Genomic DNA, 16,326 nt, shown 5'->3' on the forward strand with positions numbered 1-16,326 from the left:
TCCCCTGAGTCGTTTTTCCTCTCAGGTCTAAAGACGCTGAGTTTCCAAACTCCCATCCTTTTCTTATGAGGGCAAGACTATGAAGCCTACCATCATTCGATTTATTGTTCAGCCGTAGCCAGTTCTGCCTCTGTGCTACCCTGACTACGACGACGGGTCACAGAATTAAAGAGCATAATCCCGATCGCCTTAATTAAATTGCCTTCAAGTTCATTAAACATTTTCATGTTCATACCAAAAGCCGCATTCGCCTCTTCCACAATGCGATCGGCCGTTGCTTGATCTATGGGCAGATCATTCATTGCTTGACGATAAGTATTCTTAAAAGCTTTCTCATCAGGAATATCCGCAAATTCATAGAAAGCGGTACCGCCATCCTGTAGATTCATGGCATTTTGAGCAATTTTCTTGAGAATTTGACCACCAGAGAGATCGCCCAAATAGCGAGTATAGGAATGAGCTACCAACAATTCAGGATTGGTTTGGGCAATTTCATGGATGCGATCCACATAGGTTTGACCGGCTGCGGAAATTTTTACCTCTTGTCGCCAGTTAGGGCCATAGTAAAACAGCAGATCTTTCTCTAGGCTTTGTTTACGATTGAGTTCAGCGTAATAGATTTTGGAGACAATCGAATGATCCTGTAACTTATCCATCTCTTCTTCCATTGCACCATAGACAAAGTAGAGATTGCCGACCAATTTACGGTAGGATGTTTTTTCGACCACACCCTTAAGAAAACATTTTACAAAACCAACATTTTCTGCCATCGAATGGGATTTTTTTGTCCCTTCGCGTAACTGAGTGGCTAAATTGACGCTCATGTTTAAAATATCCTGGGTCTTAGGTGAACTGAATAGGAGGCTTATGAGAGAGTTTTAAAAAAATTCGCCTAATGTTCTAGGGTAAACTGCTTTGATGAGAATTTTTATTAAGTTTTTTTACAAATTAGCAGTCAATTCGTTACACTAGTCATAGTTCTTTCAGGCTTGCGAGATCAATCAGCTATGGCACTTTTCGGACTTGGCAAAAAGACGGCCATGCCCAACCCTTCCAATGCACTCCCCGGACGGACAACGGCGATGCGGGTTCCTGCAACTCACTTTGTCAATGGACATCCCCTTAAGCCTCCCTTTCCCGATGGCTTAGAAGTCGCAATGTTTGGCCTCGGTTGTTTTTGGGGCGCAGAAAGGAAATTTTGGCAACTAGCAGGGGTTTACAGTACAGTAGTTGGTTATGCGGCCGGTTATACCCCGAATCCCACCTATCAGGAAGTTTGCTCTGGTTTAACAGGCCACAATGAGGTTGTACTGGTGGTTTTTGACCCCAAAATCATTAGCTATGGGGAACTGTTAAAGGTATTCTGGGAAAGCCATAATCCTACCCAGGGAATGCGCCAGGGCAATGATACAGGAACCCAGTATCGTTCAGGAATTTATACCTATTCAGCTAGTCAAAAACAGCAGGCTGAAGCTTCTAAGGGAATGTATCAACAAGCCTTACAAGCATCGGGTTACGGAAAAATTACCACCGAGATTCTGGACGCGCCCGAATTTTACTATGCAGAGGATTATCACCAGCAGTACCTAGCCAAAAATCCGAATGGTTACTGTGGACTAGGGGGAACGAATGTTAGCTGTCCTTTACCCGTTGGTGTGAGTGCTTAAGGTTTGAACATAGATTGGCCCGCCGTTGCTAAATTCTCTGCCCCTCGACGGCTGGGTCTTTTTATTGCCTTTTTATTGGCTCTTTGGCTACCGATCGCTGCTCCTCTGTATTTAGTTTTCAAAAGTGATGCCAACCTAGCCTCAATTGTAACGATGCTTCTCCTGTTTGGAGTCTTTTTACTCTTGTTGCGGTTTTGGAGTCGCCGTGTTTACGGAACGCAGCAGCCCTTCGCTTTTTATGGTTTAGAGGGAACTAGACAAAATGGGTTAGAGATATTAAAAGGTTTAAGTATTGGGCTATTATTTACCCTAGCTTTATTTATCACGGAATCTCTGTTGGGTTGGGTAAAAATCCAAGCTTCAGATCAGTTTTTGTTAAAAATTGTTCTGGAAGGAAGTTTAACGGGTTTAGGGGTTGGTTTTGCAGAGGAATTATTTTTTCGAGGTTGGTTACTAACGGAATTAGAGCGAGATTATACACATCAAAAAGCTTTGATTTTAAATGGATTTTTGTTTGCTATTCTTCATTTCCTTAAACCCTGGGGAGAAATAATCCGAACATTCCCCCAATTTCCAGCATTATTTTTATTAGGTACGGCCCTGGTTTTAGCAAAACGCGCTCATCAACAACGTTTAGGAATTTGTATTGGTATTCATGGTGGTTTGGTCTGGAGTTATTATATTTTTAATATTGGTCACTTAATTGATTATACAGAGCAAGTGCCTAATTGGGTGACAGGCATTGATCAAAATCCATTGGCAGGGAGCATGGGGATTATTTTTTTGAGTTTATTAGGAATTTGGATGGGCAAGACTAAGACTGTTAGTTAAACACCCTTGTATGTTGGAAGTGTAGGGAAAAGAGTTATCCTAACCTCAAGAAGAACAAAAAAAGAGTGACTCTGGGCGCACCCTAAAGCAAAAAGCTTGTCTCGTAGATAAAGAGCCTCATATTTGTTCTTCTGAATGTCACCTTCCGCAGACTGGACAGTAAGTGATCATGCAAAATTAATTAGGGCTTGCTGAAAAAAGCTGAAACCTTTACGGAGAAAAATAGTAGGCGAATTAAGAACCGCTAGAATGCACGAAAATAGGGTAGAATGCCTCAAAACCATTGCATTAAGAAGAGAGAAAGCAGATGTACCGAAAGCAACAGTACTCAATTGAAACACCAGAAAACTTGAAAAATCTGTTCGGCGGGCAGTTAGACGAAGAAAATCGTTGGATAGAAATGTCAAAAATGATTCCCTGGGAAGAATATGAGGAAGAATATGCAAAAAACTTCACAGAAAAAAAAGGAGCCCCAGCCAAATCATTTAGAATGGCATTAGGAGCATTAATTATCAAAGAAATTTCAGGAAAAAGTGACAGAGAAACAGTAGAACAAATAAAAGAGAACCCTTATTTACAGTACTTTATAGGAATGGAAAGCTATAGTAGCAAAGAAGCATTTAATGCGTCAATGATGGTTCATTTTCGTAAAAAAATAGGAATGGAATTAATAAATAAAATTAATAAAGAAATAGAAAAAAAGCGACGGGTGTAGCGTCAGAAAAAAAAGAAAATGAAGGAAAGTTATTGTTAGATGCGACTTGTACACCAGCAGATATAAAATATCCAACGGATATAGGAATATTGAATGATGCCAGAGAAAAAACAGAAAAAATAATAGATAAGCTGTATGAAGAAATAAAAGAGAAAAGGAAAGAAAAGCCGAGGACTTATAGGGAAGTGGCAAGAAAAGAGTACTTAGCCATAGCAAAAAAACGTCGTGTGTCAAAAAAAGAAAGAAGAAAAGGAACAAAAAAACAACTAGGATATATAAAAAGAAACTTGTCTCATATAGAAAAAATGATAGAAGAGGGAGCAAAGTTAGAAAAACTAACGAAAAAAGAGCAAGAAGAGCTTGTAACGATAGGAAAAGTGTATGAGCAACATTTAGAAATGTATGAAAAAAAGACAAATAAAGTAGAAAACAGAATTGTGAGTGTAAGCCAACCTCACGTGCGTCCAATAGTGCGTGGAAAAGCGGGAAAAGCAGTAGAGTTTGGAGCTAAAATATCGGCAAGTAATGTGAATGGCTTTGTCTTCTTAGACAAATTAAGTTGGGATAATTACAACGAATCGGGAGATTTACCTGACTTTTCCCGTTAAGTCCAAAATCCAGCAATGCAAACTTCTAGAGGCTTTATCTGGCAAGGGTTTGAGTAATGATTCTCTTGACAGGAAAAAAATATTCTGAAGCCATCATCCCGCTTATCGTTCAAATTTCAAAAACAAAGGATGAAGGGAGTATGAGACTGTAAAATGGAGAAAATCTTAAAGGGCAGGTCAAAAAATGTTGGAATGGTGGACAAAAAACTTTGCCAGTTGTGAATTGGGAGACGAGAGGCTAAACAATCGTGCCTTCTCGATTGGGAAAAAGTTAAGTGAGGGGTTTGGAAAAGCCTTATCAGAAGTGTTTAAGGGAGGAAACGAGTTAAAGAGGGCCTATGAATTTTTGGGAATCCGAAAACAGACTTTGTCAAGATAATAGAGCCGCACTGTGAAATGACAACTGCCGCCGTAGAAGAATATAAGATAATGCTATCAGTCGGAGATACGACCTTCTTAGATTATCGCAATATCAAGGAAAAAAGGGAAGGGTATGGGCCGACTGGAAAAGGAGGGAATGGATTAATACTGCATAGTGCTTTAGCAATTGAGCCAGAAAAAGGACAAGTATTAGGTTTATTATGGCAAAAACTGTGGAATAGGGAGGTAAAAGAAAAGCCCCCAACAGATGAAACGGCGAAGCAGAAAAAAGAAAGACAGAAAGAACAAAGAAAAGCAGCTCGTCAAAGACCATTTGAGGAAAAAGAATCCTACAAATGGGTAGAGGCTCTAAACACCTGTGAGAAACAGGTAGAAAGTTCAACGAGGGTAATTCATGTATTTGACAGAGAAGGAGATGTTTCAGAAGTCTTTGACTCAGTGCGTCAACTCAAGCATACAGGAGTGCTGGTCAGAGCGTCTCATAATCGTAGTTTAGACAAAAATAGTGAACGACTTTGGCAACATTTGGAATCAGAACCGATTCGTTTTCATCAAGAAATCGAGATTCCGAGTACAGGAAAAAGAAAAGCACGGAAGGTTAAGCTTGCCGTCCGATTTTGCTCAGTTAATCTACGAACTCCCTATCGTTTTGATAATCGTGACCCGTTGAATGTCTATGCTGTTTATGCGACAGAAATCGATTGTCCCGAAGGCGAAACTCCTTTATCTTGGATGCTTCTGACTACAGAAGTTGTTGAGACTATTGAGATGGCTGTCACTATTCTTCGTTGGTACACCTACCGATGGCGGGTTGAAGAATTTCATAAAGTCCTTAAGTCTGGTTGTCAGAGTGAGCGTTATCGACTTGCCTCTGATGGAATGAAAACTCTTTTGGGTTTTTTAAGTGTCATTGCTGTTGAACTTTTACACGTTACTTATCTTCATCGTACCCAGCCCGATGCTCTCGCGATTGAAATTCTTAATCCTCTTCAACTTCAGGTGTTAAAAGCAGCCGCCTCTCAAAAACTTCCCCCTATTTTGACTGTTGCTTGGGCTGTCGAGTCTGTTGCTTTTCTTGGTGGTTATCTTGAACATCGTCGTAAAACTCCTCTCGGTATCCAAGTCCTTTGGCGCGGTTGGTTGAAGTTGCATGACCTTTGCCAAGGCTGGCAGCTTGCAATCCGCACTTAACGGGAAAAGTCAGGGAGATTTACAAGCGCGAATAGAAGAATATAAAAGGGAAACAGGATGTTATCCGGAATCGGTTCATGTGGATAAAATCTATCGAACAAAAGCGAATCGAGCTTATTGTAAAGAAAGGGATATAAGAATGAGTGGTCCCCGATTGGGAAGACCGCCGAAAGAGGTGAGCAAAGAAAAAAAGAAAGAGGCACGCTCAGATGAAAGAGTGCGTAATGCCATTGAGGGTAAATTCGGACAGGTAAAGAGGAAATTTAGTCTTGGTCGAGTGATGGCCAAACTACCTGAGACCTCGGAAACGGTAATTGCGATGAACTTTTTGGTAATGAATCTTTCTACTCTACTTCAGAAGACAAAAAAGAAAACAAAAAGTAAAAAGTTGTAGAGTCGTTTTTCTTGTGAAAAATGGTGTTAATTTTCCTCTCTTTTGTGAGGAGTGATTTGTGTTGACCTTTTTAGACAGAAAGGAACAATAGATTAAACAAAATCTGTATTTTGATTTGTTTCCATAAGGATAAGTTATCTATGCTTTTTCAGTCCATACTTCCCTAACCCACATTTCTTTCGTTTTTTGACTTTTTCAGCAAGCCCTAATTACAACGAATCGGGAGATTTACAAGCGCGAATAGAAGAATATAAAAGGGAAACAGGATGTTATCCGGAATCGGTTCATGTGGATAAAATCTATCGAACAAAAGCGAATCGAGCTTATTGTAAAGAAAGGGATATAAGAATGAGTGGTCCCCGATTGGGAAGACCGCCGAAAGAGGTGAGCAAAGAAAAAAAGAAAGAGGCACGCTCAGATGAAAGAGTGCGTAATGCCATTGAGGGTAAATTCGGACAGGGAAAGAGGAAATTTAGTCTTGGTCGAGTGATGGCCAAACTACCTGAGACCTCGGAAACGGTAATTGCGATGAACTTTTTGGTAATGAATCTTTCTACTCTACTTCAGAAGACAAAAAGTAAAAAGTTGTAGAGTCGTTTTTCTTGTGAAAAATGGTGTTAATTTTCCTCTCTTTTGTGAGGAGTGATTTGTGTTGACCTTTTTAGACAGAAAGGAACAATAGATTAAACAAAATCTGTATTTTGATTTGTTTCCATAAGGATAAGTTATCTATGCTTTTTCAGTCCATACTTCCCTAACCCACATTTCTTTCGTTTTTTGACTTTTTCAGCAAGCCCTAATTACATACTCAGTCCCGAAGCCTTCAACCCATATTCCGTACATAAAAGAAGAACAAAGAAAATAAGAAAAGCACCTATGACAAAAGATAATACTGACAAGTAGTAGCCCCAAAAAAGCCTAAAAGCCTCTCTCGCTCAAGCGTGAGATTGATAATTTGGGGACAATTATCCAGTACAACCCAATGAATCCCCCTCAAAGTCTGAAAAATCCAACGCAGAGTCGGAGGTTGAGTCGGCGTTCCCAACTGATTAGGCACAGTCTCCTCCTGCTCTGCCAGAGCCTGTCTCAGTTTACGTTGCCCCAAGCTGTACACCAACAAACACAACGGCATAATGAAAGTCAATGCCATAATCCGCTCAGGGGTTTTGAGGAAAACACTCGAAGCAAAAAACAGAGGGTCTTTAAGAAAGCGAAAACCCCGCTCAACCCCTTGCTGTTGCTTGTAGTGGACAAGCATTTGCTCATCGCTCAACGAGGTTTTATCTAACTGATTCTTGCTGTAAAATTTTCGTTGATTACATCTGACGCGAGCTCGAAAGCCCTATCGTACCGTTTCACAGGATAATCTATCAACGAATTATTTACAGGTAGAATTATTTTGAGCCTACGAGCTTTGGTATTGACCAAGGAATGATGGAGTCAATTTTGGGCAAAACTTGATCAATATGGGTTCCCTGTAGAACCCTGATTACACCAGCTTTTATCAAGAAAAGGTCGCACCTGTTCAAAATGCGATCACCCCTTCCTTTCTCAACCAGGAAAAAGCGATCGCCGATCAATTTAAGTATGCAGAATTAGACAAGACCAACTAGTTTTTTGCTTAAATCCCAGAGCTTTCTGGCCTTGGCATCATCACTACCTTCCGCCGATAATTCCTGGACAAAAGCCTCCCGACCTGCTTTTTGACGATTGCCCCAACTCCAATGCACACCCGAATCTTTAAACTCAGGATCGGCAACCACCTCAGCTACCCGTTCCCCTGATAATTCTTGGGTGACATAGCCGCCCGTAATATTTTTCTGGAACCAGGGGAAAATGGTACGGAAAAGAGGGTAATGGTTGCGGAAAAGGGGCGTATCAGCCACACAACCTGGATAAAGCGAACTGAAGGTAATTCCCGTTTCCTGATGAAAACGACGATGAAGTTCCCGCGCCGTTAACATATTACAGAGCTTACTATCTTTGTAGGCTTTACCCGATTTAAACTTTTCGCCATTAATCATGGCGATCGGAGCCTTAAAACCCGCTTCAAACCCTTCCAATTTACCAAGATCAGGGGGAGCCGGAATGGGAATTTTACCGCCGAGTTCCTTGCTATTGGCGGTGACAGTCCCCAGGATAATCAAACGCTTATCATCACCAGGACATTGTTTGAGGTCTTCGAGCAGTAAATTACACAGGAGAAAATGCCCTAAATGATTGGTCGCTACCGATAATTCGTAGCCTTCGGGACTGCGTAGAGGCTGCTTTTGTAACGGTAAATAGACGGCGGCATTACAGACCAAGGCATTAAGCGGTCTGCCCAAAACCCGAAAATTATTAACAAACCGTTTAACACTTTCTAGGGAAGCTAAGTCTAGCAGCATAACGGTATAGCTGCCCTGGGGAAAATTTAGGTCAACGGCTGCATTTTGACCTTTGTTGACATCACGACAAGCCATAATAACGTGCCAGCCCCTTTCAACTAGGGCCTTAGCTGCATATAAACCGACCCCCGATGAGGCCCCAGTAACAATGACAGTTTGGGTCATTTTCTTAAACTCCTAGATTATTATTCAGAACACTTTACTAACTAGGATCGCACAGGATTGAACCTGATTTCGGTTCTTTTTCCAGCCCCGATTCTAATCAATGGTTACGATTCCTAGCAGTCTGGGATTAGGGGCGAACCAGCAAACACTGACCATCGGGGCAGATATCCTGTAACTCAATTTGCACTGATTCTATGTTCCAAATTTCCTGACAGTATTCCCGAATGGAGCGATCGCTGGAAAATTTACCCATCCGAGCCACATTGAGAATCGCCATTTTTGTCCAATGCTGGGGATCTTGGTAAGCCTGGCTAACCTTTTCCTGACAGTCTAGATAGGATTGGTAATCTGCTAAGAGAAAATAGGGATCTTGATGAAGCAAATTCTCGGTGAGGGGACGGAATAGTTCGGTATCACCATGAGCAAAGAAACCGGAATTAATCAGATCAATCACGCCTTTGAGATCCTCATTCCCTTGATAGTAATCCCAGGGATGATAGCCCGTTGCTTGGAGTTGAGCCACTTCAGGCGTGGTCAGACCAAAGAGGAAAAAGTTTTCGCTCCCCACTTCTTGCCGAATTTCCACATTCGCGCCATCAAGAGTACCAATCGTCAAGGCTCCATTCATGGAAAACTTCATATTACCTGTGCCAGAAGCCTCTTTTCCTGCCGTTGAAATTTGCTCTGAGAGATCCGCCGCCGGATACACCCGTTGTCCTAGTTTAACGTTGTAATTATTTAAAAAGACCACTTTAAGGCGATCGCCGATGGCTGGATCTCGATTGACCACTTCTGCCACTGCATTAATCAATTTAATAATCAACTTCGCCATCACATATCCTGGAGCCGCTTTACCCCCAAAGATAAAAGTACGGGGTGGAATCTCCAGATTAGGATTATTTTTCAGACGTAGATAGAGACTAATAATGTGTAAAACACTGAGATGCTGCCGTTTATATTCATGGATGCGTTTAACCTGAACATCAAATAGAGAATCAGGATCAACAACTAAATCATTGTTGAGCTTAATATAAGCAGCTAGATCCTGTTTGATGGCTTTTTTAATGTCTTGCCATCGTGCCTGAAAATGACTATCTTCGGCAAAAAATTCTAATTGTTTTAATTCGTAAAGATTCTTAACCCAATTTTCGCCAATTTTCTCGGTAATTAATTGACTAAGACGAGGATTACTGAGAAGTAACCAACGACGGGGCGTAACCCCATTGGTCTTATTACTAAATTTTTCCGGCCAGAGTTCATAAAAGTCCTTGAGAATCGTTTCCTTCAGTAACTCAGAATGCAAGGCAGCTACCCCATTAATGGCATGGGAACCCACACAGGCTAAATGAGCCATCCGCACATACTTTTCCCCACTTTCATCAATTAAAGAAAGCCGGGCCAATTTATTCCCATCTCCTGGATAACGAATGCGGACTTCATCTAGAAAACGTTGATTAATTTCGTAAATAATTTCCAAATGGCGCGGTAAAAGTGAACCAAACAAACTCAGGGGCCATTTTTCCAAGGCTTCCGGTAAAAGGGTGTGGTTGGTATAGCCCAGGGATTTTTGAGTAATGTTCCAAGCCTTATCCCAATCAAAAAAATGTTTATCTACCAACAAACGCATCAATTCAGCCACACTAATGGCGGGATGAGTATCATTGAGTTGAATCGCAGAATGTTCATGGAAATTATCTAAACTAGGCTGTTCCGCTAAATGGAGACGGATCATATCCTGAAGGGAACAGGAAACAAAGAAAAATTGCTGAGTGAGCCGCAATTCCTTGCCTTGAAGTTGTTCATCATTGGGATAAAGCACCTTGGTTAAATTTTCGGAGGCCACTTTTTCGTTAACGGCTCCGTAGTAATCCCCCACATTAAAGCGTTGAAAATCAAAGGATTCTGCGGCTTCAGCTCGCCATAGGCGCATCGTATTGGCCGTATTCACTTTGTAACCTAAAATCGGCGTATCGTAAGGAATGCCTTTAATCACATGGCCCGGAACCCAACGCACTCGATACTGATCCTGATTATCTTTATAGGATTCTGTATGACCCCCTAGTTCAACCTGTACGGCTGCTTCTGGACGGGCTAATTCCCAAGGATTGCCGTACTGTAACCATTTATCGGTAATCTCAACCTGCCAACCATCCCGAATTTCCTGGTCAAAAATCCCAAATTCGTAGCGAATACCATAACCGATCGCCGGAATTTCCAAGGTAGCCAGGGAATCCATATAACAAGCCGCCAATCGACCCAGGCCACCATTGCCGAGACCAGGTTCTTCTTCTATCTGAATCAGTTCTTCGAGATCTAATCCGGAATCAGTGACAGCCTGTTTAACCTGTTCATACAAACCTAAATTCACTAAATTATTGCCCAGGTGTGGCCCGACCAAGAATTCGGCCGATAAATAGCAAACTACTTTATTATCGTCACTCAGATAGGTTTGAGCCGTATTTAACCAGCGTTGTAAAAGGCGATCGCGGATGGTATAGGCCAGGGCCATATAACAGTCATGACGGCTGGCAATCAGGGGAAACTTCCCTTGTAGATAAAACAGATTATCCGCTAAGGCCCGTCTTAAGGTTTCGATACTCAAACCAGTGCGATCGTCTTCAACTTGAATGAGAGGATTGGTTGTAGGTAAATTCATGGGGCTATCCAGAAAAAGTTTAGGCGGAATCAAGGACAATCTCAGTCCTATGCTACCAACTCCCTCTAGATAACGTACCTAGAAAAAAGATAAAGAATTTATACAATCACAGAACAGGGCAAACGCATCTAAATTCTAGACTCCTTATCTGATAAGACTTTCAGCGTTTCATAAAAAATCAATCATGATCTCGGAAACCCTTATCCAGCCTACCTTTCAAAAATAAGATGCGTTCGCCCTGAATCACAGAACAGCAAAAATAAATTCAGAACGATTTTGCGTCGTTTCAGCGATTCACCAAATTGTCAAGAATTGTAAAGTCCTCTTGGTGTAAGGTTTTCAGAGCTATCAAGTTTTGAATTTGGAATTGCTGATCACAGAACTTACGCATTGACAAAAAGACTAAAATGTGCATAATTTAGTTTTGGTAGCTTTAGATACAATTTTCTCTGAACTCTTGACAAAATCCTCTCCGATCTGATTTCCTGACATAAGGGTGTCTCTTTTTACCGAACAAAGCCATGAGAAACATTACTAAGCCAACAACGGCTAAATGTAATAGGGCTATTTATACCTTATTTTTGCTCTGTGAGCCTAAATATGTAAGCTGTGTTCGGTTAGCTCAAATTCTGGGCAATTTATCTCATGACAGTATCAATCGGTTCTTGTGGCGAGAGGACTATACACCCAAGGATTTATTTGATGAAGTGGCTCCGCAAATTGAACTAGAAGGCGGAACACTCAGTGTAGATGACACGGTAATTGACAGGCCTTATAGTAACCAAGCCAAGGCTGAGTTAATCGATTACTTTTACTCAGGTAAACACAAAAAGGTAGTCAAGGGTATAAACGTGGTTACCCTATATTAGACCGACGGGCAGGGATTGTCAGTTCCTGTCAATTATCGAATCGTTAATAAACAGGAGGGAAAGACAAAACATGAATATTTCTTAGAGATGTTGGCAGAAGTAAAAGCTTGGGGACTGAAGGCAGAGACAGCCACAGGAGATAGTTGGTATGCTTCGAAAAACAACCTGAATACCATTAAAGACAAGGACTTTCAGGGATTGTTCGCTTTGGAAGCAAATCGTTTAGTCTCGGTTGAACTAGAAACTAAATATGTTCAAGTTCAAACTTTAGATATTCCTCAAGATGGCTTAATTGTTTATCTCAAACAAGTGGGATGAGTCAAGGTATTTAGAACGGTTCTCAAAAACGAAATTCGTTACTACGTGATGTTCGTCCCCAATTTAGATAAACTGGACTCAATCACCTGGAGAGAATTCCAGAAAATTCATGACCAACATTGGGGAATTGAGGAGTATCATCGCGCCTTAAAACAAGTGTGTAATATTGAGAGGTTTCAAGTGAGAGAAAGTCGGGCGATAAGGACTCATATCTTTTGTGCCATTCGCTGCTTTGTTCAGTTAGAATGCCTCCGATTTAAAGGGCAAATTATCAATTGGTATTCCTTCTCATCAGCATACTGAACCACATCTCAATTTGATTGAGCCAAGAGCAATGCTTGGGGGTGAAGTGGAAGACAATTTTATGACTGGGCTCTCGCAAAAATTCAGAACGGCTTTGCATTGATTGGAGAATGCCTGATTTTCCTTTGATGCCCAAGTCGGTCTCAAGTCCTTCGACTTGCGCCACCCAAGCCTACTAGTGATTCTGATTGATGGGTGTTCAAGCAATCCATCAGCAGGTGCCACTTGACAGTCTTTGGGTCACTGGCAACCAACTGTTGAACATGATTGAGATAGTCTATCTCAGTGCGCGTGTCTCCCACACTGGCTTGGGCAATCTGACCTGAAACCACATTAAAACTGGCAATTAACGTCTGGGTGCCGTGACGAATATACTCAAATTCTCGCCTTTCTGGTTTGCCAGGTCGCATTGGTTGGGCAGGAGCCTTTCGTTCCAAGGCTTGAATGCCGGTCATCTCATCAATGGAAATTGTCTGTTCTCCCTGTTCTGCTCGCTCCATTGCACTCAGGTAGGTCTGACAAATGTCACTAACTTTCTCATCAAACTCAGGGTCGGGGGGAGGATTTAACCAATATTGCGATTGGTGTGGTTTCAAGTCGGCTTCCGCCAGCAATCGTCCCACATGGCGAGGGGAGATGCTCTCAACAATGCCTTGTTTGAGCATTTCATCCGCCAGTTCCCGCGCTGTCCAATGACTGAGCGGTCGGTCATAATCCGCCGGTGGCTCACAAGCTATCGCAAATAACTGAAGAATCTGCTCTAAGCTAAAGGTCATGGGACCTCCCGGTCGAGGTGCATCCGTTAATCGCTCCACCACCGACAGGGGCTTGCCACTCAGCTCTAGCCAACGATTGCGCCATAGTCGGGCCATATCTCGACTGATGTTAAGGGCGCGACCAATCTCTCGATGATTCTGTCCAGCATCGGCTTGTAGAATAATCTTGGCTCTGAGGACAATTTGCTGGGAAGTACTGTGCCGATTGACCAAATGTTGCAGTTGCTCTCGCTCCAGTTCGCTTAGGTGCAGTGGCGTTGGTGCTAATCTAGGCATTGTCCTATCCTCTGTTTTAAGTTCTCCCTAAATGGTAGCTCTATTCACGCCCAAGCCTACTAGGTTATTTTAACTCACATCAGACGTATAGTTATAGATTCTAACCTGAAGAGCCATCTTGCTTGCGATGAACTTTTCCACCATAACGCCTAAAGCCCCTGTTCTATCCTATTCTGAGACAACCCAAAAACGTGCTCAACGTGCCTTGGCTTGTTCTCCTTTTCGTTTAGCTTTGTTTATCAGCATGGTCAGCGAGAGTGTTCCGTTACCTCTCATTGCTCATCAGTCAGGAGTTGATAAGGGCTTTACCCTCAATGGTCTTTCAGAAAGACGGGTAGAGTCAGAGTTGTCATGGCTAATTAAAGTCGGTTTACTGCGCCGAGAAGTGGATGGACAGGGCATCACGGATAGCTTTCGCTTAACTCCTTTGGGGAAACAAGTTGTTCAAGAATGGACAAATTTAGGGGATTTGCCCAAACCGACCTGGTGGGAACGATGTCGAAATCAAGTACGACGTTGGTTATCTTTATCGTTCTAAAGTCAAAGGATTGAGTTTTGACATCCTCTCGGCCGTAGAACGGCGAAGATTCCTAAACCTCACAATTTAGGTTTCTGCTCTATAGCAACTGCCTCCACCCCCAAGGAGTTTTATGAGGTGGCCCCCCAAAACTGGACAGTAGTGTAAGCTCTAAATCGAACTCAGGAGAGCTATGAGCAACAAGAAAAAACAGTATGGAGCCCAGTTCAAAGCCAAAGTCGCCTTAGAAGCAATTCGAGGAGAGAAAACGGTATCTGAATTAGCCAGTCAATATGAAATTCATCCAACAATGATTAATGGATGGAAACGAAAAGAATTAGGCTTAAATCGAGAATTGTCTGACACCAACCTATCCCACCTTGAATTTCCTTGTCTTTCCAGCTTAAATGAATCCAGTTTTGCGATCGGAACTGGACAGTGGGAAGTTCTCGAGCAGGGTAAGTGAGAAAAGAAAATCGGACATGCGATACCCAAGAGTGCCGTTATGTCCGAAACTGGCTGATATAGAAAATCGATAGCCAGTGCTATCTATCAATTATGCAACTATGTCAGCGACTAGAGCAAATCCTAGAGAATCTCCGTCCCGCCTTTAGCCGAGAAGCAACGTACCAATGGTTTATCCTATTAGCCTGGGGAGTAGTGCTCAACAGCCAACCGAGCGCAATAACAAGCTATGTCAATGCCTTAGGGTTAACAGAGAGCTACTACCATCAGGCACTACATTGGTTTGAATCCAAGGCATTTAACGTCAAAGGACTGACCTTGGGATGGTCGAAGTGGGTAAGTCAGCATGAAAATCTATATCGAATCAAGGAAAAACGAGTGTATGTGGGGGATGGAATCAAAGTGGGGAAAGAAGGGCGCAAGATGCCAGGGGTAAAACGACTACACCAAGAATCCGGAAATGTGGCGAAGCCAGAATGGATAAGGGGGCATTACTTCAATGCCTTGAGTGTTTTGGTGGGAGCAGGAAAAGCCTGCTTTGCCTTGCCCTTAGTGTTGCGGCTAGACGATGGCATCAAGTCCAAAGCAACGGCAAAGGAAGGGAAAAAAGGCAGCAAAAAAGAGAAGACTACTCTAGTCACGAAAATGGGGGAGCTTTGCACTACCTACGCAGAGGCGGGAAGCTATGTGATTTTGGATGCTTACTTCGCTTGTGGAGCAGTGCTCAAAAGTTTTCGCCAAAATGCCTTGCATCTCATCACCCGAGTGCGTTGCTCTACAGTGGCATATGCTCCCTTTTCTTCCGTTCCGACCTTGAGGGGGAAAGGACGACCACGGCTTTGGGGGAGTTCAATAAAACTAGAAAGCCTGTTTGCTCTTGTGGAGGATTTTCCCACCGCTAAAGTCTGGCTCTATGGTCAACAAGTCTCCGTTTCTTATCAGTGCTTTGAGTTCCACTGGGATAGTCCCCATCAGCTCGTTAAGTTTGTCCTCACCCAATTGCCCAACGGACAAAGACTGATTCTGCTTTCTACTGACCTCTGTTTGACTGGACCTGAGATTATTGCCGCTTACGGTCTCCGATTTAAGATTGAAGTCACTTTTCGTCAATTAATCCATCTTTTGGGCGGCTTTGCCTATCGTTTTTGGCTTAAGGCTCTTCCTACTTTACCGACCTGGCCTAGCAATCTTATCCTCCCTGACTATCCCCAAACTGTTCAGACTCAGATTTTAAACAAAGTAGAAGCCTTTGAGCGTTTTGTTAATCTTCATGTCATTGTTCTCGGCTTACTTCAAATTCTTTCCTTAGAGTTACCCCAGGGGATTTGGGCTAATTTCCCTCGCTGGTTTCGGACTCTACCCTCCCATGGCTATCCTAGTGAACGCATTGCTCAACTAGCCATCCAACATCAAGCCCCAATGATTTTTCCTCAAAGTCCACCTAGTCTGCTTTTGCCTAAATTCCTTGCCGCTAAACTTGACCCTTTTCCAAGTCCTGATAGACTTACTTTGGCCGCATAGTCATTACCTTCTCTGCCATCCATAAACTTCCCACTGTCCAGATCGGAAAACCTATGATAATTTGGGGTGATTAATCAAAGCTTAACCATCAATAAAATTTTGGTTAACAAAAGATTAACTCCCCTAAACCGCTTGAGATATCAAGACTTCTAGCCATTTCAAGGTGATGGGAGCTTATCAAGTAAAGATAATCAAGCCCCTTGAATTTTAAGCAAAACCCATTATAATATTTTTGGGATATTTGACTTTGAGCAAGTTGACTGACTGAATCATACAACTGTTCATT

Annotated in this window: 12 protein-coding genes and 4 pseudogenes; 11 read left to right on the forward strand and 5 right to left on the reverse strand. The window is 42.4% G+C overall.

Annotated elements, in window-relative coordinates; genetic code table 11:
• Positions 1 to 101 precede the first annotated feature (101 nt).
• Positions 102 to 824 (reverse strand): heme oxygenase (biliverdin-producing), encoded by a 723-nt coding sequence (locus tag KA717_31340; protein ID UXE60115.1) that lies wholly within the window; start codon positions 822 to 824, stop codon positions 102 to 104.
• A 183-nt stretch (positions 825 to 1,007) separates the two neighbouring features.
• Between KA717_31340 and msrA the strand changes: the two genes are divergently transcribed.
• The 7 genes and pseudogenes from msrA to KA717_31375 all read left to right on the forward strand — a co-directional run bounded on the left by msrA (position 1,008) and on the right by KA717_31375 (position 6,378).
• Positions 1,008 to 1,667 carry a peptide-methionine (S)-S-oxide reductase MsrA gene (msrA, locus tag KA717_31345; protein ID UXE60116.1) on the forward strand — a complete coding sequence of 220 codons (660 nt, stop codon included), beginning with the start codon at positions 1,008 to 1,010 and terminating at the stop codon, positions 1,665 to 1,667.
• Between the two features lie 3 nt (positions 1,668 to 1,670).
• Positions 1,671 to 2,498, forward strand: a complete 828-nt coding sequence (locus KA717_31350; GenBank protein UXE60117.1) for a CPBP family intramembrane metalloprotease — start codon at positions 1,671 to 1,673, stop codon at positions 2,496 to 2,498.
• 307 nt (positions 2,499 to 2,805) lie between these two features.
• Positions 2,806 to 3,803 (forward strand): annotated as a pseudogene (locus KA717_31355) (IS5 family transposase).
• 202 nt (positions 3,804 to 4,005) lie between these two features.
• Entirely contained in the window at positions 4,006 to 4,200 is a 195-nt protein-coding gene (locus tag KA717_31360) for a transposase (GenBank protein UXE60118.1), read from the forward strand.
• 17 nt (positions 4,201 to 4,217) lie between these two features.
• Positions 4,218 to 5,393, forward strand: a complete 1,176-nt coding sequence (locus KA717_31365) for an IS4 family transposase (protein UXE60119.1) — start codon at positions 4,218 to 4,220, stop codon at positions 5,391 to 5,393.
• A gap of 16 nt (positions 5,394 to 5,409) precedes the next feature.
• Positions 5,410 to 5,787: pseudogene (locus KA717_31370) on the forward strand (transposase).
• A gap of 207 nt (positions 5,788 to 5,994) precedes the next feature.
• Positions 5,995 to 6,378 (forward strand): annotated as a pseudogene (locus KA717_31375) (transposase).
• Between the two features lie 283 nt (positions 6,379 to 6,661).
• On the opposite strand, the pseudogene KA717_31380 reads toward KA717_31375, so the two are convergent.
• The 3 genes and pseudogenes from KA717_31380 to KA717_31390 form a co-directional block, all read right to left on the reverse strand.
• A pseudogene (locus KA717_31380) lies at positions 6,662 to 7,060 on the reverse strand (IS1634 family transposase).
• 322 nt (positions 7,061 to 7,382) lie between these two features.
• Positions 7,383 to 8,339, reverse strand: coding sequence for a protochlorophyllide reductase (locus KA717_31385; protein ID UXE60120.1), 957 nt, complete (start codon positions 8,337 to 8,339; stop codon positions 7,383 to 7,385).
• 127 nt (positions 8,340 to 8,466) lie between these two features.
• A complete protein-coding gene (locus KA717_31390) occupies positions 8,467 to 10,995 on the reverse strand; it encodes a glycogen/starch/alpha-glucan phosphorylase (GenBank protein ID UXE64827.1) in 2,529 nt (842 codons plus the stop codon).
• 956 nt (positions 10,996 to 11,951) lie between these two features.
• Here KA717_31390 and KA717_31395 point away from each other — a divergent pair.
• On the forward strand, positions 11,952 to 12,182 hold the full coding sequence (locus KA717_31395; GenBank protein ID UXE60121.1) for a hypothetical protein: 231 nt from the start codon (positions 11,952 to 11,954) through the stop codon (positions 12,180 to 12,182).
• Between the two features lie 446 nt (positions 12,183 to 12,628).
• Here the strand turns inward: KA717_31395 and KA717_31400 are convergent, their stop codons facing one another.
• Complete coding sequence (locus tag KA717_31400; GenBank protein UXE60122.1) at positions 12,629 to 13,537, reverse strand: IS630 family transposase; 909 nt, start codon at positions 13,535 to 13,537, stop codon at positions 12,629 to 12,631.
• Positions 13,538 to 13,664: 127 nt separating this feature from the next.
• On the opposite strand from KA717_31400, the gene KA717_31405 reads away from it, so the two are divergent.
• The 3 genes from KA717_31405 to KA717_31415 all read left to right on the forward strand — a co-directional run bounded on the left by KA717_31405 (position 13,665) and on the right by KA717_31415 (position 16,040).
• Positions 13,665 to 14,075 (forward strand): hypothetical protein, encoded by a 411-nt coding sequence (locus KA717_31405; protein UXE60123.1) that lies wholly within the window; start codon positions 13,665 to 13,667, stop codon positions 14,073 to 14,075.
• 172 nt (positions 14,076 to 14,247) lie between these two features.
• Positions 14,248 to 14,520, forward strand: coding sequence for a transposase (locus KA717_31410; GenBank protein UXE60124.1), 273 nt, complete (start codon positions 14,248 to 14,250; stop codon positions 14,518 to 14,520).
• Between the two features lie 92 nt (positions 14,521 to 14,612).
• Positions 14,613 to 16,040, forward strand: a complete 1,428-nt coding sequence (locus KA717_31415) for a transposase (GenBank protein ID UXE60125.1) — start codon at positions 14,613 to 14,615, stop codon at positions 16,038 to 16,040.
• Positions 16,041 to 16,326: the final 286 nt, after the last annotated feature.

The organism is Woronichinia naegeliana WA131, assembly GCA_025370055.1.
Classification (GTDB): Bacteria; Cyanobacteriota; Cyanobacteriia; order Cyanobacteriales; family Microcystaceae; genus Woronichinia; species Woronichinia naegeliana.